Below are 16117 nucleotides of genomic sequence, written 5' to 3'. Positions count from 1 at the left end.
GTCGACACCGCCCGTGATCACCCTATCGGTACAGGTCAGCCGTGGGAACAGCCCGCAATCTCTTGCACTTTCGGCTCACGTTTGCCCAGAGCAGTCCCCATTGAGCGGCAGGAAGCCCGTTCGCCTAATTGATCCGTGCCGGCGGTCGTACGTCACTGAGCACTGCCAAGGCGTTGTCGGCGGCGAGCATCGCCATCGCGGTGCGCGTCTCCACTGTGGCGGAGCCGAGGTGCGGCACGAGCGCCACGTTCTCGAGCTCGAGCAATCCGGGGTGCACGCTGGGCTCGTTCTCAAAAACGTCCAGCCCGGCGCCCGCGATCTGCCGCTCGCGAAGCGCGGACGCGAGTGCCGCTTCGTCGACGATCGGTCCGCGCGCGGTGTTGACGAGATACGCCGAGCTCTTCATCGCCGCGAGTTGTTCGGCGCCGATCAGATGATGCGTGGCTGGCCCGTACGGGCAGTGCAGGGAGACGACGTCGGAGATGGCCAGCAACTCATCGAGCTCGACGCGCCGGGCGCCCAGCTCGGCGGCGACCCCCGGGTCGATCTCGCGGCGTGACTGGTAGACGATTTCCATGCCGAAGGCCTTGGCCCGGCGTGCGGTCGCCTGGCCGATGCCGCCCATACCGACGATGCCGAGGGTCTTGCCCTGCAGGCTGCTGCCGAGCAGGAAGAACATGCCCCACTTCCAGGCCTGGCCGGAGCGGATGAGCCGTTCCCCCTCGCCGAGCCGTCGGGTCGCCATGAGGATGAGTCCGAGCGCGATGTCGGCTGTGGCCTCCGTGAGCACACCGGGGGTGTTGGTGGCCACAATGCCCCGTTCGGTGCAGGCTGCCACGTCGATGTTGTCATAGCCAACGGCGACGTTCGCGACCACTTTGAGCTGCGGGCCGGCGGCGTCAAGCAGCTCGGCGTCGATGCGTTCGGTGAGCAGGCTCACGACGGCGTCGGCGCCGGCTACTCGGCGCAGGAGCTCCTCGCGGCTAATCGACTCCGGACCGGTCCATGCATCGACTTCGTGCTCGGCGCGCAGCTTCTCGAGGGCGGCTTCGGGTACACGTCCCGTGACGACGACCCGGCTCATGCCGTCTCGATCCACTTGCGCAGGCGGCCGAGGCCGTCGCGGATATCGGCGACGTCGATGCCCGAGTAGGCAAGCCGGATGTACTGCCGCTCTTCGCCGGGCTGGCGGCGGCCGAAGTGCTCACGTGTGCAGAATGAGACGCCGGTTTCGTACAGGGCTGCGGAGGCGAAATCACCGACGGCTGTATAACCCATGCGCTCCATGGCCTCGGTGACGTCGGGGAAAAGGTAGAACGTCGACTGCGGCACGGCGACATGCATGCCGGCGATGTCGTTCACGAGTTCGCATGCGGCATCCCGGCGCTCACGCAGGATGTCGAGCATCTGCTGAACGGGTTCCTGGGTGCCGCGGAGGGCTTCGATGCCGGCCCATTGCACGTAGTGCGTGGTGCACGACTCGTCGTTGGTGTTGAGTGTGCTGAGAACTTTGGCGATCTCGACCGGCGCGACGGCGCAGCCCAGGCGGGAGCCGGTCATGGCGAACTTCTTGCTGAATGTGTAGAGGATGACGGTGCGCTCTGCCATGCCGGGAAGCGACGCGATCGAGCTCGAGACACCCTCATAGCGCGTCTCGAAGTACGCCTCATCGGAGAGTACCCACAGGTCATGCTCCTGCGCGAGCTGTGCGATGGCCTCCCGCTCGGCCGCCGTCGACTCGGCTGAGATGGGGTTCTGCAGGTCGTTGTAGATGATTGCGACAGTATTCGGGGTGATCGATGCCCGCACTTGGTCGAGGTCGATCGCGAACCCCTCGCTCGTGGGCAGGTAGCGGTAGGGCACAGCCGTACCGCCGAGGTATTCGATCTGCGATTCGTAGATCGGGAAGCCTGGGTTCGGGTAGAGCACTTCCTGGCCGGGGTTCATGACCGCCTGCAGGAACTTCGTGATCACGGGCTTGCCGCCCGTCATCACGACGACGTTGTCGGGGGAGAATTTGATGCCCCGGCGGGACCCGAGATCATCGGCGAGGGCCTCGCGCAACTGCGGAATGCCCGGGCCCGGACAATAGCCCGTATAGCCGTCCGCGATGGCCCTGTTCATCGCCTCGACGATATGCGGGGCTGTCGGGATGTTGATGTCGCCGAGATGGAAGGGGTACACGAGGTTCCCCTTCGCCTTCCAAGCGGCCGCGGCCTGAGCGACGCTGAAGGCGGTTTCGGTGCCCAGCCGTTCGAGCCGGTGCGCGAGTTGCTGCATGCTGTTCCACTCCTCATCGAGTTAATGGTCGATCCTCCGGCGGATCCCAAGGTCTAGTATAGAACTCATATATCAAAGTCGGAAAGAAGATATACAGAAAACTCAGAAACTCGGCCACCTGAACCCGGACCGGGAGAGCGAAAATGCTGGACGCCCCAAGGTTTCCATAAGGTAGCTGGAATAAGTCTTTACCTTCCGATAGTCATCCGCCACACTGGTCTGCTGACCCCGCTGCACGGTTCCCCACCCCACCGTCATCGCCGCCAGATGTGCGGCATCAAGCTTTGGGAGGCCAGAGGTGACGTTCAAATCGAGGTTGGCTGCCGTTCTGACGATGGCTGTACTACTCGTGGGGCTCGCCGCTCCGGCGGCGAGTGCGGCCGTAGTGCCGGTAAGCGCGACGGTCGAAACTGCCCCCATACACGGATCAGGCGACGCCGCGGACGACCCGGCTATCTGGATCCACCCCTCCGATCCGTCACAGAGCACCATCATCGGCACGGACAAGAGCACCGATGGGCGCGGTCTTGTCGTCTACGACCTGTCTGGAAGGGAGTTGTTCTACTACCCAGACGGACGGATGAACAATGTTGATGTCCGCTACAACTTCCCCCTCGGCAGCAACCGCGTCGGCTTGGTTGGTGCCTCGAATCGGGCACGGAGCCTTGACTTCTACAAGGTCAACGAGTCGGATCGCTCGCTGACGAAGGTCGGCAGCTTCGCGCCCACTGCCAACATCGGCACGCCCCGCGGGTTCTCCTTCTACCACTCCCCGGACACGGGTAAGTACTTCGCTTACGTCACCGATATCGGCAAAGTTGAGCAGTGGGAACTCGACGGCTCCACCGGATCAGTGACCGGCCGTCTCGTGCGCAGCTGGACGGTGAGCGGCCCGGCCCACACCGAGGGCCTGGTGGCAGATGACGAGATGAAGCGGCTGTACATTGCGCAGGAGGATATCGGTGGAATCTGGCGCTACGGCGCCGAGCCCGGCGACCCTACCGTCGGGACGAAAGTTGTCAACACGATCGAAAATGGCGGCGACATCGTCCAAGACATCAAGGGCATCAGCATCTACTACGGTAGCGGCGGCGCCGGTTACCTGCTGGCTGCGAGCCAGGGCTCCAACCAATTCCACATCTATGCCCGCGACGACAACCGGCCACTGGGAGCCTTCGCCATCCCGGCTGGAAACGGGATCGACGCTGTCACCGGCATGGACGGGATAGACGTTACCAACTTTGGCGTCGGCGGTCCCTTCCCCCAGGGCTTCTTCGTCACGCAAGACCATGCGAACGACAACGGGCAGCGCCAGAACTTCAAGGTGGTGCCATGGCAGTCCATCGCTGCCGCCTACGCGCCGGCTTTGCTCGTCGATGCGGCTTACGACCCGCGCAAAATCGGAGCTGGACCCACCACCCCCAGTCCGCCTGACACCACAATCACAAGCAAGCCGGCCAACCCGACGAACTCCACATCGGCCCAGTTCAGCTTCACCTCGACATCGCCCGGCGCTACCTTCGCGTGCTCGCTCGACTCTTCGGCATTCGTCAACTGCACCAGTCCGATATCCTACGGTGGACTATCCGACGGCGCGCATACCTTCCAGGTTCAGGCCTCTGACCAGAACGGCGTGGACCCGACTCCCGCCAGCCATACGTGGACCGTGGACACGACACCTCCCGAGGCGGACACGACGGCTCCGACCGTGACGGGTACCTCTCCGGCTGATGGTGCGACCGGTGTGGCGGTGTCGGCGAATGTGACGGGGACCTTTTCGGAGGCGATGGACACCTCGACGATCACGTCGGGTATGTTCACGTTGCGGACCGGGACGGTGACGGGAACGGGGACAGCGGTGTCGGCCGCTGTGTCATACGACAATACGAACCGGGTTGCGACGTTGAACCCTGATGCTGACCTGGCGGCAGGTACGGCGGGTACAACGTACACCGCCACGATCAAGGGCGGCACCGCTGGGGTGAAGGATGCTGCCGGTAACGCGCTGGCGGCGGATAGGACGTGGACGTTCACCACGGCCGCCGCGGGCGGCGGCACGTCGGAGACTGTCACGCTCACGGCCACCGCTGACAGCTACGTCTCCGGCGGAGCAACGACGACGAACTACGGCACGAGCACCCTGCTGGGCGTGGACAGCAGTCCGGTGGAGGTCACGTACCTGAAGTTCGACCTGTCCGCCTACGCGGGCAGGACCCTGGAGAGCGCAACGCTGCAGCTGCGCAGCGCCGGGAGCGGCTCCACAGGCAAGCAGAACGTCAAGCTGGTCACCACCGACACCTGGACCGAGAGCGGGACCGGTGCGATCACGTACAGCAACCGCCCGGCGCTCGGCACCAGCATCGGCACGCTCGGCCCGACAACGACCAACACCAACTACAGCGTTCCTCTGACGGCCAGCGGCCTGGCCGGTGAGCTCGGCCAACAGCTCTCACTGGGCCTGGATTCCAGCAGCAGCGACGGCCTGGACCTCAACTCCAAGGAAGCCGGCAGCACAGCCGCACCCAAACTCGTGCTCACGCTGGGCGGCGGTGGCGGTGGCGGTGGTGGCGGCACCCCTGGTGATACGACGGCCCCGGAGACGACGATCACGTCGGGACCACCTGCGACGTCGACGTCAACCAGCGCTTCCTTTGCATTCACCTCGAGTGAAGCGAATTCGACGTTCCAGTGCAGCCTGGATGGTGCACCGCGTGTGGCGTGCACCTCGCCCCGGACCTACACCGGGTTGTCGATCGGATCCCACACGTTCAGTGTCTGGAGCACCGACGCAGCCGGCAACACCGACGCGACAGCAGCGACGCAGACCTGGAGCGTCGGCTCCAGCGGCGGCACGTCGGAGACTGTCACGCTCACGGCCACCGCTGACAGCTACGTCTCCAGCGGAGCGACGACGACGAACTACGGCACGAGCACCCTGCTGGGCGTAGACAACAGTCCGGTGGAGGCCACGTACCTGAAGTTCGACCTGTCCGCCTACGCGGGCAGGACCCTGGAGAGCGCAACGCTGCAGCTGCGCAGCGCCGGCAGCGGCTCCACGGGTACGCAGAACGTCAAGCTGGTCACCACCGACACCTGGACCGAGAGCGGGACCGGTGCGATCACGTACAGCAACCGCCCGGCGCTCGGCGCCAGCATCGGCACGCTCGGCCCGACAACGACCAACACCAACTACACCGTTCCTCTGACCGTCAGCGGCCTGGCCGGTGAGCTCGGCCAACAGCTCTCCCTGGGCCTGGATTCCAGCAGCAGCGACGGCCTGGACCTCAACTCCAAGGAAGCCGGCAGCACAGCCGCGCCCAAACTCGTACTCACCCTGAACAAGTAGATAGACGTTCTCGGCCGAGGGGTTCCTTCGGACTTGGCCATGCGCCACGATGGCGCCGTGGCCACAGGCCAACTGGCCCGGTCCAGGTGTCAGTCTTTCAGTTTCTGGGCCAGCATCACGATGATTCCGCTGGGACCGCGGAGGTATGTGAGTTTGTAGACGTCACCGTAGGTCGCCACGCCGCGTAGCGGACGGCATCCGTGTTTCGCAGCTACCTCAAGGGCCTTGTCCAAGTCGTCGACCGAGAAGGCCACGCGGTGCATGCCGATGTCATTGGGACGAGTTGGGTTTGACTCGATGGGTTTGGGGTGGATGTATTCAAAGAGTTCGAGTCGACCATGACCGTCTGGGGTCTGGAGCATCGCAATGTTGGCGTGGTTGCCATCAAGTCCGACGGCGGTCTCAGTCCACTCGCCGCTAACGGTATCGCGGCCGACGACCGTGAGCCCGAGGTCGGTGAAAAAGGCGATTGTTGCTTCCAGGTCGCGAACGGCGATACCGACGTTCTCAAGTTTGATGGCCATGCGTTGAAGCTACCAAGGCGGACCGACGAGCTCCAGTGGCGAGCCGGAACTCGACAGAACAACCGAACCGGAGCCGAAGGTGCTGCCGGGCCCGGCGACGTGCGGTTTTGCGTGCGGACTAGCCGTCGAGCGGGGCAGCTCCCCCGAATTCCACGTTGACCGGGCACCCAGCTGCCTTTGAAAACTTGCGCTCCAGGCTGGCGACGTCCGATGTGGCCCTGACTGATTCATCCAGCGTGAGGGTCAGGTGTGAACCGTCAGGCGATACCGAAGTGATGTTGACAGCAGGGTCGGAGGCCCATAGCTCGTCGGCAAAATCGCTCAGTTTCCCAGGAGAACAGGCGGTTGGCCGGACTGAAATATCGACGTTTGGAAACCGGGCCAGTAGGTCCCGTAGCTTCGCGCTTACCTGGCCGTGCCAACGAACGATAATCCGGTTCCCCTCGATCACTTCGACTGAGGCGAGGTGAGCATCCCCTGACAGCTCCCCGCTCAGCGTGCTGGCCGCATGAGAGATCCTTCCGTCAGCAGGCGCAGCTTCAGGACTGACCAGTGAGTCAGTAGGCGGTTGCGTCGGCGTCGGCTCCTGCGCGGCGGCTGGGCAGCTTCGCCGCCCGGACCCGCCTGCCCCGTTCCGGCGCAAGACGTAGCGAAAAGAGAGAGACCTAGCAGGGCAACCGTTAGGCGCCTGATCAACGTTTTACCTCCACTTGGCGCAGCCACACCTCATGCTATTGATCTGTCCAGAATAGGGCTACCCCGCGCCGTCGCAGCTGAGGCTATTCTGAGACCCTAACCGGTCGCGTTCACGCATTTGCTGGAGCTTTAGCCCGCCGTTCCTGCCAAGCGAACTCAGGCCGATGCGATTTGTTCTACTGCCTGTGTAAGTGCTGCCATCGATGCAGGGCCGCCATGCCCTTCGTCCTCGATGAGGACGAGCCGGCTTGACTCCCAGCGTTGGTGCAATCGCCAGGCCGTGACCGAGGGGCCACTGATGTCCCGCCTGCCATGGATAAGGTAACCAGGGATCCCGTTAAGCTCGTGAATCCGCGGGATGATCTCTTGTCCGTCCACCAGGAATCCGTCATTGGCCCAGTAGTGAGTAACCAGTAGCCCGAAGGTCATGTGCTCTCGCTCGTCCCCAAACAGCGGGCCAGGAAGCCAGTGGGGATCCAGCGACACGTGCGTGGATTCCCACCGGTCCCAGGCCAGTGCAGCAAGTCGGGCATTTTCGCGGTCCTGGCCTGCCAACCGACGAGCGTAAGCCTCCACCAGGCGTTCCACCAGGGGCCGCCTTCGCCCCCTGGGAGAACTTTGCCCACGCTTCCGGAAAGATGCGTCCGACATCTTCTGTGATCCACTGGATCTCGTCCCGGCTGCTTGTTGTCACCGCTACCGATGCGATGCCGAGGACCTGCTCGGGGATCGCCCGTCGGCCCTCAACGCGCGAGAACTGAAAGAAGGGAAGAGCCTTCCACGCCCCGAAATGGCATGACGGACTCTGAATTGACTTGTTACTTCTTCTTCCTGCTCTTGCGTTGTGGCTGGATGCGCTGTCCCTTGGCCTTTGAAACAGCAGGCGCCGCGGCAACATCCGACCCAGCGGCCTTCTTGCCGCCCAGAACCGGCAGGGCCGGAAGCCCTTTGGCGGCACGGCGCTCAGCGAGGGCCTTCGCGGCCGGGGACCCCGGCGTCGGCATCCGGCGGATCACAAAGAACTGCTGGCCCATGGTCCACAGATTGGTGATGGTCCAGTAGATGAGGACACCGATGGGGAAATTGATACCGCCGACACCGAAGACGATGGGCAGGATGTACAGCATCATTCTCTGCTGGCGCATGAAAGGGCTGGCCAACGCCTCTTCAGACATGTTCTTGGCCATGATCTGCTTTTGCGTGATGAACTGCGTCGCCGTCATCGCCAGGATCATCACAATGGTCAGAACCGTGACAGCGACATTTCCGTCGCTATATAGCAGCGCCGCAGTGAGCGGCGCGCCCAGGATGCTGGAGGCATCGAACTGCAGCACCTGTTCGTGGCTCATGGCGCCGATGCCTTCGCCGCGCTGTCTGGCGGTGCTGATGCCAGCGAGCACCGTGAAGAGCGCGAAGAAGAATGGCATTTGAATCAGCAGTGGGAGGCAGGCCGAGAACGGGTTGGTGCCGTGCGTTTTGTACAGGGCCATCTGTTCCTGCGCCATGGCCTGGCGGGACAGCTGGTCCTTTTTGCCTTTGTACTTGTCCTGCAGTTTTTTCAGGTCCGGCTGCAGGAGCTGCATCCCGCGCTGCGCCTTAATCTGCTTGACGAACACAGGGATCAGGGCCGCACGGATAACCAGCACCAGCCCAATAATGGACAATGTCCAAGTCCAACCGGAGGCCTCGGGCATGCCCATGCTGCTCAATCCCTCATGGAAGCCAACCATGATGACCGAGACCAGCCACTGGAACGGGAACATGATCGTCTCAAAGAAGTCCATCGATATCCCTATCCGTCACGTGGAGACGAGGATTTCGGCGCCAGTCCGGACAGCCAAATGCTGTACGAGCCGACACACACAACAAGCGCCGGGCCCGTTCTTCGGCTGAGCGAGCAGACCGGCTTGGCGCTTCATACCGTGAGCCTAACTCAGGTGTCTCGGCTTCAGGCCTAGTTGCTTTATCCTGGCGCCCACTTTCCGATGGGTCGTTTGGGGAACCCCATACGGTGCACTTCCTTCGCTCAGCGGAATTAGGCTTCCCGGTATGAGACCCCGCGCAATTCTCATCGCGGCCTTGCTGCTGGTAGTCATCGTGGCCGCGATTATCGTGGGCTGGGCGATGCTCGGTCACCGCCCAGGTCCTCTCAATACTCGTGCCTTCTCTCACGCCGTAGACATGGGGCTGGAACCTCCAGCTAAGTTCTTGAGGAATCCTCTAGCGTTCTTGCCTGACGAGTTCGAGGACATGGGCATAATTTTGTTGGAGGGTGGGAATCGGGGTAGCCAGGCGCCGTAAAGCGACTCGGACGACGTCGACGGCAGTTTTCCTGGTGATACGAACTAGAGGGTATCCCTCCTCGACTACTTCCCAGTGGGCGCCGGGAACATTGTGCGTGAGGAGATCTCCGTAGAACATGCCGATAGTGCGGGCAAGCTCAGCCGGCAAACCATCATTTATGGCTTGATCGAGAGTGGTGAGGCTTTCTGCTTTGCGTGGCAGTGTTTGACCTCGCGCTTGGAAATAGCTCAGGAGCTCGTTGTATCCGCCGACGTTAGTTGGCGGGGGTACCAGGGCATCCGAAATGACTGGCTTATATTCTGCGTACCTTCTCGGCATTCCCGCTGGCAGTTTCTGCAGAGGTTCGTCGGGATCTTCGGAGATGCTCATTTGGTCATCTAAGCACACCCATTTGGCGTCGATCGGATTACCGGGAGCCGAACCCTTTACGGCCGAGTGCAGTAAATCCGGCAGGAGAAAGGAAGGGAGCAGCCGCAACAGTTACGATCGCGCCAACCCGTGTCATGTTCAGAGAGTACAAGGCACCCAGCGGATGGAACAGGCCGGAACCTTGGCTGGTCTGTGGCCAGAGTCAAGGCTGCAGCGTCCTGAAAAACGTCCGAAAGAGGCCTGTCCGCATAACGTCCCGAAAGAGGGTCCCTTACCGGGCAAAGCCGCGGCGACCTGAGCAATTTCAGCAACGCTTCTCGGAGTGTCCCGCAAGACCGGTCCGGCGGGCTGTCCGGGGACGGGATGTGATATGAGACACTGCTACTCATGGCTGCAATATTGGTCGGCTATGCCAGGGTTTCCACCGACGAGCAGGACCTCACAGCACAACGGGATGCACTTTTGGCCCTTGGCATCGAGCCCGCAAGGATATACGTCGACCAGGGCCTCACCGGCAGCAACACGAACCGCCCGGTCTCCGTGAAGCGCTGGCAGCGTGCCGGGAGGCGACACGCTCATCGTAACCCAGCTGGGCCGGCTCGCCCGCTCCGTCCCCGATGCTCATCAGATCGCTGATGGCCTGGCCGAGCCGGGGTAAAACTTAGCATCGGCGGTTCTGTTCATGATCCCACCGACCCGATGGGCAAGCTGCTGTCTAATGTCCCAGCCATGGTCGCAGAGTTGAAGGTGACCTCAGCCGCGCACGAACCCGGGAAGGGATGAGGGTAGCCAAGGCCAAGGGCCGGCTGCGCGGGAAGAAGCCAAAACTCTCGCCCAGGCAGGAAGCGCACCTGGTCCAACTGCATGCCAATGGCGAACACACCATGTCTGAGATTGCAGAATTGTTCTCCGTGGGCCGTTCCACCGTCTATCGCCCACTCGAGCGGTCCCGCCAGAAGCAGGAACCACGGCCAGCGCCTGACCATGACCGCCAGCACAAAACCACCTCGTAGATCTGCGAAGCCTAGCGGCGGTCTCGGCTGACGGTCGCAGGCCCAGGCGCGAGGAAGACCGCGGGAATAACCTTGGGTGCCATACGTTACACAGAGCAATAGATGCATATGCATCTAAATCGGCTACAGTTATACCAAGAGTTCGGATAACGGAAGGCACATCATGCAAATCGGCGTATTCAGCGTCAGCGACATCACCACCGACCCCACCACGGGCCGGACTCCCACAGAAAACGAGCGGATCAAGGCTTCGGTGGCGATCGCCAAGAAGGTCGAAGAAATCGGGATGGATGTCTACGCCCTCGGCGAGCACCACAACCGCCCGTTCTTTTCCTCCTCCCCTACTACCACTCTTGCCTACATTGCCGCGCAGACCGAGCGCATCATCCTCTCCACGGCCACTACCTTGATCACCACGAACGATCCCGTGAAAATCGCCGAGGACTTTGCCATGCTGCAGCACCTGGCCAACGGCCGCGTGGATCTGGTCCTTGGCCGGGGCAACACCGCGCCGGTCTACCCCTGGTTCGGCAAAAACATCCAGGACGGGGTGGAACTGGCAATCGAAAACTACAGCCTGCTCCGCCGCCTCTGGGACGAGGACACCGTGAACTGGTCCGGCAAGTTCCGCACCCCGCTGCAGAACTTCACATCCACGCCGCGCCCGCTCGACGGCGTTGCCCCCTTTGTATGGCACGGCTCCATCCGCACGCCGCAGATCGCCGAGGTGGCCGCTTACTTCGGCGACGGTTTCTTTGCCAACAACATCTTCTGGCCCAAGGAGCACTACCAGCAGCTCATCGGCCTCTACCGCGAACGGTACGAGCACTACGGCCACGGCAAGGCAGACCAGGCGATCGTGGGCCTCGGCGGACAGTTCTTCATGCGGAGAAACTCACAGGACGCGGTCCGGGAATTCCGGCCCTACTTCGACAACGCCCCCGTCTACGGCCACGGTCCGTCCCTTGAGGACTTCACGTCCCAGACCCCGCTGACCGTCGGCAGCCCGCAGGAAGTCATCGAGAAGACCCTCACCTTCCGCGAGTTCTTCGGCGACTACCAGCGCCAGCTGTTCCTGATCGACCACGCCGGCCTTCCGCTCAAGACCGTTCTTGAACAGCTGGACCTGTTCGGCGAGGAGGTCCTGCCGGTGCTGCGCAAGGAGTACGCGGCCCTCAAGCCTGCCCATGTTCCGGACCCGCCCACCCACGCCGGACGCATCGCTTCGAAGCTGGCCGCCGAGGGCGGAGCAGCAGAAGCTGACGTAACAGCAGAAACCGCGACGGCGTCCACCGCACGGGAGGCGTGATGGCCGCCACCCGAGATACTCCTGCTGTCTCGCCGGTACGCCTGGCAGCGGAGACCTGGGAATCGCTGTTCCGCGCCCAAGTGGCTGTGATGCGCCGGCTGCAGTCCGGGCCGGCGTTCAAGGATCTGGCGGTGAACGAGTACGACGTCCTTTTCACGCTCTCCCGCTGCCCCTCCGGATGGCTGCGCCTGAATGAGCTCAACGACAATGTCCTGCTGAGCCAGTCCAGCCTCAGCAGGCTCGTCGAGCGGCTTGAAAAACGCGGACTGGTGGAGCGGATGCCGGCACCGGATGACCGCCGGGGCGTCCTGATCAAACTGACCGAGGAGGGGGCGGAGCTGCAAAAGCAGATCGGACGCGAGCACGTCCGGGACATCTCAGCCCTGGTCTCCCCTGCGCTGACCGCCGCTGAACAGCGCGAGCTGCTGAGGCTGACGGAAAAGCTGCGCACGTCGCTGCCGCGCTAGATCACGACGCTGTCCCGCAAGCAGTCACTGCAGGCAGCAAGCCGCCGCTAGCGGATGACGGCGAGCTTGTCAGGGTCCTCGGCCGGCAGCTCTCCGTTGACCGTCGCGGTGACCTTCATGTCCCGCAACGACAGGCTGCCGCCAACAGTGGACAGGAAGGCGGTATCCGAGGAGTCCCGGCCCGCGGTGATCCGCAGCATTGAGTCCCTGGGCGCCAGTCCTGTGGGGTCGATGACATGCCAGGCACCGTTGATGTGGGCCTCGGCCACCGCGTGGAAGTCCATCGGCGAGAGCCCGGGCGCATACACCGCGGCGAGCCGGGCCGGCACATTCTTTGCCCTTAGCAGGGAGATGGCAAGGTGCGCGTAATCCCGGCAGACTCCCCGCCGGTTCAGGAGGGTTTCCACCGCCCCGTCGGTGCCACGGGAGGATCCGCTGACGTAGCGGAGTTCCCCGTTGACCCATTTACGGACAGCGGCGAGGAGCTCCTCCCCCTGCAGGCCGCCGAATTCCGCATAGGACGTGGGAAGCAGCCGATCCGACTCGGCATAGCGGCTTGGCCGGACATACCGGATCAGCTCCATCAGCGATGCCTCGTCCGGTTCCGCCAACCCGGCGACAGTGGCCGCATAATCCACGGTCACTTCGGTGGGCTCTGCAAACTCCATATAGTGGAACCTACCGCCGTGGTGGTCGGACAACTCCGTCAGCGGGATCTGTTCACCGCTCGTCGTGACGGACAGCGTCTCGTCGAAGGCGGTGTAGCCCGGATTACGGGCGACGGCAACGGCCAGTGCCACCTTGGTGTCGGCCACGGTCTTGAATACCAGGCGGGCAGCCACAGTGCGTTCCATGAATCTCCGGGGTGTGAGGAAAACGGAATTACGTCGCGCTTGCGGACGGGAGGTGTGCCGGAAAGCAGCGGACTAGTTCTTGATCTCCAGAGACATTAGCATCCGCTGGACGTTGGCGAATTCGGAGCCCTTGTTCACGTAGTCTGCGGCCTGATCCAGGGTGTCAAAGACCTTTGCCGGTGCCACCTTCTCGTCCGGGGCAAATGATTTCAGCGAGCGGACGTCGCTGAAGGAGTAGTTGCCGGTGCCTTCCAACCCCCGGACCACATTCTGCAGCTGGCACGCCTTGGAGTCGGCCCCGCCCACCACGTTGGTAATTCCGTAGGAGCCGAAGAACTTGTAACCCTGCATGACGCGGAACACCACGTGGGGGGAGATAGTGCCCTCGCCTCCGCTGTGCGGCAGTTCCACCGGGACGCTGCTGACCACGACATAAGACTTCTTCGCGGATGCCGCGCACTCGGCAGGGGCGGTCTCGGGAAGCCCGGTCTGGAGCGTTGCCAGGTACGTGCCCTCCGCATCTTTGACTTCCACCTTCACAGCGCCAGGAAGCGCGCCCTTGTCGGGCTCAACGGACTGGGCAATCCACTCCTGCGGCAGCTCGAAGCTGACTTTCTTGGCGGGATCGGTAAAAACCTTCCAGGCCGACGCCGTCGCTCCCGGAGACGGGGACGGACCGCCTGAGGCTGTGGCGGTAGGAATGGCCGTTCCCGGCGTTGCGCCCGCGGTGGCGCCGGGAGTCGCAGAGCCCCCGCTTGGCTCCACCGTCCATACCGGGGTGCTCTTGCCGTCGCTGCCGCACCCGGCCAGGAGCGTTGCAGTGATCAGCAACGCGGCAGTTACGGCGGCGGCGCGGGGAGCTGTCATCCCTGTCATGCCTCCAGCCTAGTCCGGGCCGTCGCTTGGCCCGGCGGCTTTCGGCGCCGTGTTGCACGAGCAGACGGTTACAGGAGAGCATGCCGCGCCGTCCGGTGCTGCCGGCGCGCGGTACTTCCCGCCTAGGGCGGTACTTCCCGCCTGCGCGGTACCTCCCGCCTGGGGCTTCCCGTCGGTGCCGGGGTGGGGATGCCCGCAGCGCCGGGGGTTAGGCTGGGGCTATGGCGGAACACGAGCAGGATGCTGCAGAGAAAACATTGGTGAGCATGTCCGCCGTCGACATCGCTGACTGGCGGCTGAGGACCTTTGCGCTATATGAGCAGGTCCGCAGAATTGCGGCGGATGATCCCGCGGAAGCGCATTCATATTGGCGGCAGGAGCGGGACCGCATGTTCGCCCTGCATCCCGCTTCCGCCCTTACCGCTGAAGCCAAGGCAAATTTCGGCGGGTTGAAAACCGCCGACTACGATCCCATCTACCGCTTCCATGTGCCCCTGACCATGGAAGGCGCCGGCCGGGAGATGAGTGTTGAAACGGGCACCGACGGCGTCGTCCGGTTCGTCAGGCTGGGCACGTTCGACCTGCCGGAAATGGGCCAGCTCGCCGTGTGGAGGCTGATGGGTTACGGCGGCGGCATCTTCGTCCCTTTCCGCGATGCCACTGCAGGCCAGCCGGGCGGCAGCTATGGAGCGGGCCGGTACCTGCTGGATACCATCAAGGGGGCATTCCACGGCGTCCGGGGTTCGGGCACCGGCGCGTCGTTTGTTCTCGACTTCAACTTCGCCTACAACCCGTCCTGCGCCTACAACGAGGCCTGGGCCTGCCCGCTGGCCGGTCCCGAGAGCCGCTTGGCCGTCGAGATCCCGGTCGGCGAACTCTACTGACGCCGCCGCTCGGGGCGAGGTAGCCGCTAGCTGGGCGTGTGGTGGCCCAGTGTCCGGACGCTTCCGACGGCGGTCCGGACGGCAGCCGCTGCTGACTCAAGGTCCGCTTCAGTCACCGTGGCGTTGAAGCTGAAGCGGACGGCGGTCTGCGCAACCTCGCCTTCGATGCCCAGGGCGAGCAGCACGGCTGACGGCGCGTCCGATCCTGCAGCGCACGCCGACCCGCTGGAGCACACCACGCCCTGGCGTTCCAGTTCCAGCAGCACCGACTCACCGCTGGTGCCCGGGAAGCAGAAGGACGCGATGGAGGGCAGCCGCTCTACCGGGTGCCCGGTCAGCAGCGCTCCGGGAACCCGTTCGAGGACGGCTGTGATGAAGGAGTCCCGCAACCGGACCACCCGCTCGGCCAGGCGGGCGCGGTCAGAATGGGCAAGCGTGAGCGCGGTTGCAACGCCCACGGCTCCGGCCACATTTTCCGTGCCGGAGCGACGTCCGCGTTCCTGGCCGCCGCCGTGCAGCAGCGGCTCCAGGCGGGTGCGGCCCCTGACGAACAGCACACCGCAGCCCTTGGGTGCCCCCAGCTTGTGTCCCGAGAGGCTGAGGGCGTCCACGCCGAGGGTCTTCACGTCCAGCGGCAGCCAGCCGGCCGCCTGCACGGCATCCGTATGGAAGGGCACGCCGTGGTCCCGGGCCACAGCGGCCAGTTCAGCCACTGGCTGGACCGTTCCCACCTCGTTGTTAGCCAGCATGATGCTCACCAGCGCCGTTTCAGGCCGCAGCACGGCGGCCAGCGCTTCGGCGGTCACCAGCCCGGTTCCGTCTACCGGTACCACGTCGACGGCGAAACCGTGATAGCGCTGCAGGTACCGGGCGGATTCCTCCACCGCAGGATGCTCAATGGCACTGACCACCACGCGGTTCAGCGCAGGATCCGCGGCCTGCCGGGCCAGGGCGATGCCTTTGACGGCAAGGTTGTCCGCTTCCGTGCCTCCGGAGGTGAATGTCACTTCACCCGGCCTGCAGCCCAGCACGGTGGCAACGGTCTTGCGGGCATCGGCGAGCGCCGTCGCAGCTGACCCGCCGAGGGAGTGGTGGCTGGAGGGGTTGCCGAATTCGCCGGTCAGGAAGGGCCACATTGCCTCCAGCACCTCCCGCCGGATGGGGGTGGTAGCGGCTGCGTCGAGGAAGATCATGG

13 protein-coding genes and 1 pseudogene are annotated in these 16117 nt (G+C 63.8%); 5 read left to right on the top strand and 9 right to left on the bottom strand.

Going from position 1 to position 16117, the window contains the following annotated elements; translation table 11 throughout:
- Nucleotides 1-124: 124 nt before the first annotated feature.
- Together M1E01_RS07585 and M1E01_RS07580 are read right to left on the bottom strand one after the other, a co-directional pair.
- A complete protein-coding gene (locus tag M1E01_RS07585; RefSeq protein WP_457974442.1) occupies nt 125-1084 on the bottom strand; it encodes a 2-hydroxyacid dehydrogenase in 960 nt (319 codons plus the stop codon).
- The gene (locus M1E01_RS07580) at nt 1081-2280 is read right to left on the bottom strand and encodes a pyridoxal phosphate-dependent aminotransferase (protein WP_457974441.1); all 1200 of its coding nucleotides are present in this window, start codon (nt 2278-2280) and stop codon (nt 1081-1083) included. The genes M1E01_RS07585 and M1E01_RS07580 overlap by 4 nt, the downstream gene beginning before the upstream one ends.
- Nucleotides 2281-2578: 298 nt before the next feature.
- On the opposite strand from M1E01_RS07580, the gene M1E01_RS07575 reads away from it, so the two are divergent.
- Nucleotides 2579-5626 (top strand): phytase, encoded by a 3048-nt coding sequence (locus M1E01_RS07575; RefSeq protein ID WP_457974440.1) that lies wholly within the window; start codon nt 2579-2581, stop codon nt 5624-5626.
- 89 nt (nt 5627-5715) lie between these two features.
- On the opposite strand, the gene M1E01_RS07570 is transcribed toward M1E01_RS07575, so the two are convergent.
- The 4 genes from M1E01_RS07570 to M1E01_RS07555 all read right to left on the bottom strand — a co-directional run bounded on the left by M1E01_RS07570 (nt 5716) and on the right by M1E01_RS07555 (nt 9468).
- The gene (locus M1E01_RS07570) at nt 5716-6150 is read right to left on the bottom strand and encodes a VOC family protein (RefSeq protein ID WP_457974439.1); all 435 of its coding nucleotides are present in this window, start codon (nt 6148-6150) and stop codon (nt 5716-5718) included.
- Nucleotides 6151-7002: 852 nt separating this feature from the next.
- A complete protein-coding gene (locus tag M1E01_RS07565; protein WP_457974438.1) occupies nt 7003-7434 on the bottom strand; it encodes an alpha/beta fold hydrolase in 432 nt (143 codons plus the stop codon).
- A 230-nt stretch (nt 7435-7664) separates the two neighbouring features.
- Complete coding sequence (gene yidC, locus M1E01_RS07560; RefSeq protein ID WP_457974437.1) at nt 7665-8630, bottom strand: membrane protein insertase YidC; 966 nt, start codon at nt 8628-8630, stop codon at nt 7665-7667.
- Between the two features lie 436 nt (nt 8631-9066).
- Nucleotides 9067-9468 carry a DUF6278 family protein gene (locus tag M1E01_RS07555; RefSeq protein ID WP_457974901.1) on the bottom strand — a complete coding sequence of 134 codons (402 nt, stop codon included), beginning with the start codon at nt 9466-9468 and terminating at the stop codon, nt 9067-9069.
- 438 nt (nt 9469-9906) lie between these two features.
- Here M1E01_RS07555 and M1E01_RS07550 point away from each other — a divergent pair.
- The 3 genes and pseudogenes from M1E01_RS07550 to M1E01_RS07540 all read left to right on the top strand — a co-directional run bounded on the left by M1E01_RS07550 (nt 9907) and on the right by M1E01_RS07540 (nt 12308).
- Nucleotides 9907-10532: pseudogene (locus tag M1E01_RS07550) on the top strand (recombinase family protein).
- A 163-nt stretch (nt 10533-10695) separates the two neighbouring features.
- A complete protein-coding gene (locus M1E01_RS07545) occupies nt 10696-11841 on the top strand; it encodes an LLM class flavin-dependent oxidoreductase (RefSeq protein ID WP_457974436.1) in 1146 nt (381 codons plus the stop codon).
- Nucleotides 11841-12308, top strand: coding sequence for a MarR family winged helix-turn-helix transcriptional regulator (locus tag M1E01_RS07540; RefSeq protein ID WP_457974435.1), 468 nt, complete (start codon nt 11841-11843; stop codon nt 12306-12308). The genes M1E01_RS07545 and M1E01_RS07540 overlap by 1 nt, the downstream gene beginning before the upstream one ends.
- 47 nt (nt 12309-12355) lie before the next feature.
- Here M1E01_RS07540 and M1E01_RS07535 read toward each other — a convergent pair whose 3' ends face one another.
- Entirely contained in the window at nt 12356-13162 is an 807-nt protein-coding gene (locus M1E01_RS07535) for a transglutaminase-like domain-containing protein (RefSeq protein WP_457974434.1), read from the bottom strand.
- Nucleotides 13163-13234: 72 nt separating this feature from the next.
- Nucleotides 13235-14038: a hypothetical protein gene (locus M1E01_RS07530; protein WP_457974433.1), complete on the bottom strand. Its 804-nt coding sequence runs from the start codon at nt 14036-14038 to the stop codon at nt 13235-13237.
- 221 nt (nt 14039-14259) lie between these two features.
- Here M1E01_RS07530 and M1E01_RS07525 point away from each other — a divergent pair, with 221 nt between their 5' ends.
- Entirely contained in the window at nt 14260-14922 is a 663-nt protein-coding gene (locus tag M1E01_RS07525; protein WP_457974432.1) for a DUF1684 domain-containing protein, read from the top strand.
- A gap of 26 nt (nt 14923-14948) precedes the next feature.
- On the opposite strand, the gene M1E01_RS07520 is transcribed toward M1E01_RS07525, so the two are convergent.
- Nucleotides 14949-16115 carry a cysteine desulfurase family protein gene (locus M1E01_RS07520; protein WP_457974431.1) on the bottom strand — a complete coding sequence of 389 codons (1167 nt, stop codon included), beginning with the start codon at nt 16113-16115 and terminating at the stop codon, nt 14949-14951.
- Nucleotides 16116-16117: the final 2 nt, after the last annotated feature.

The organism is Arthrobacter sp. D1-17, assembly GCF_054130535.1.
Note: the sequence above shows the minus strand (reverse complement) of the source record. Positions and strands in the feature narration are given on the sequence as shown.

Excerpts from the sequence above, each read along its gene's own strand:
- M1E01_RS07520 (WP_457974431.1), bottom strand. The coding sequence starts at position 16,115 with ATGATCTTCCTCGACGCAGCCGCTACCACCCCCATCCGGCGGGAGGTG.
- M1E01_RS07570 (WP_457974439.1), bottom strand. The coding sequence starts at position 6,150 with ATGGCCATCAAACTTGAGAACGTCGGTATCGCCGTTCGCGACCTGGAA.
- M1E01_RS07530 (WP_457974433.1), bottom strand. The coding sequence starts at position 14,038 with ATGACAGGGATGACAGCTCCCCGCGCCGCCGCCGTAACTGCCGCGTTG.
- M1E01_RS07580 (WP_457974441.1), bottom strand. The coding sequence starts at position 2,280 with ATGCAGCAACTCGCGCACCGGCTCGAACGGCTGGGCACCGAAACCGCC.
- M1E01_RS07545 (WP_457974436.1), top strand. The coding sequence starts at position 10,696 with ATGCAAATCGGCGTATTCAGCGTCAGCGACATCACCACCGACCCCACC.
- M1E01_RS07585 (WP_457974442.1), bottom strand. The coding sequence starts at position 1,084 with ATGAGCCGGGTCGTCGTCACGGGACGTGTACCCGAAGCCGCCCTCGAG.
- M1E01_RS07540 (WP_457974435.1), top strand. The coding sequence starts at position 11,841 with ATGGCCGCCACCCGAGATACTCCTGCTGTCTCGCCGGTACGCCTGGCA.
- M1E01_RS07535 (WP_457974434.1), bottom strand. The coding sequence starts at position 13,162 with ATGGAACGCACTGTGGCTGCCCGCCTGGTATTCAAGACCGTGGCCGAC.
- M1E01_RS07525 (WP_457974432.1), top strand. The coding sequence starts at position 14,260 with ATGGCGGAACACGAGCAGGATGCTGCAGAGAAAACATTGGTGAGCATG.
- M1E01_RS07555 (WP_457974901.1), bottom strand. The coding sequence starts at position 9,468 with ATGCCGAGAAGGTACGCAGAATATAAGCCAGTCATTTCGGATGCCCTG.
- yidC (WP_457974437.1), bottom strand. The coding sequence starts at position 8,630 with ATGGACTTCTTTGAGACGATCATGTTCCCGTTCCAGTGGCTGGTCTCG.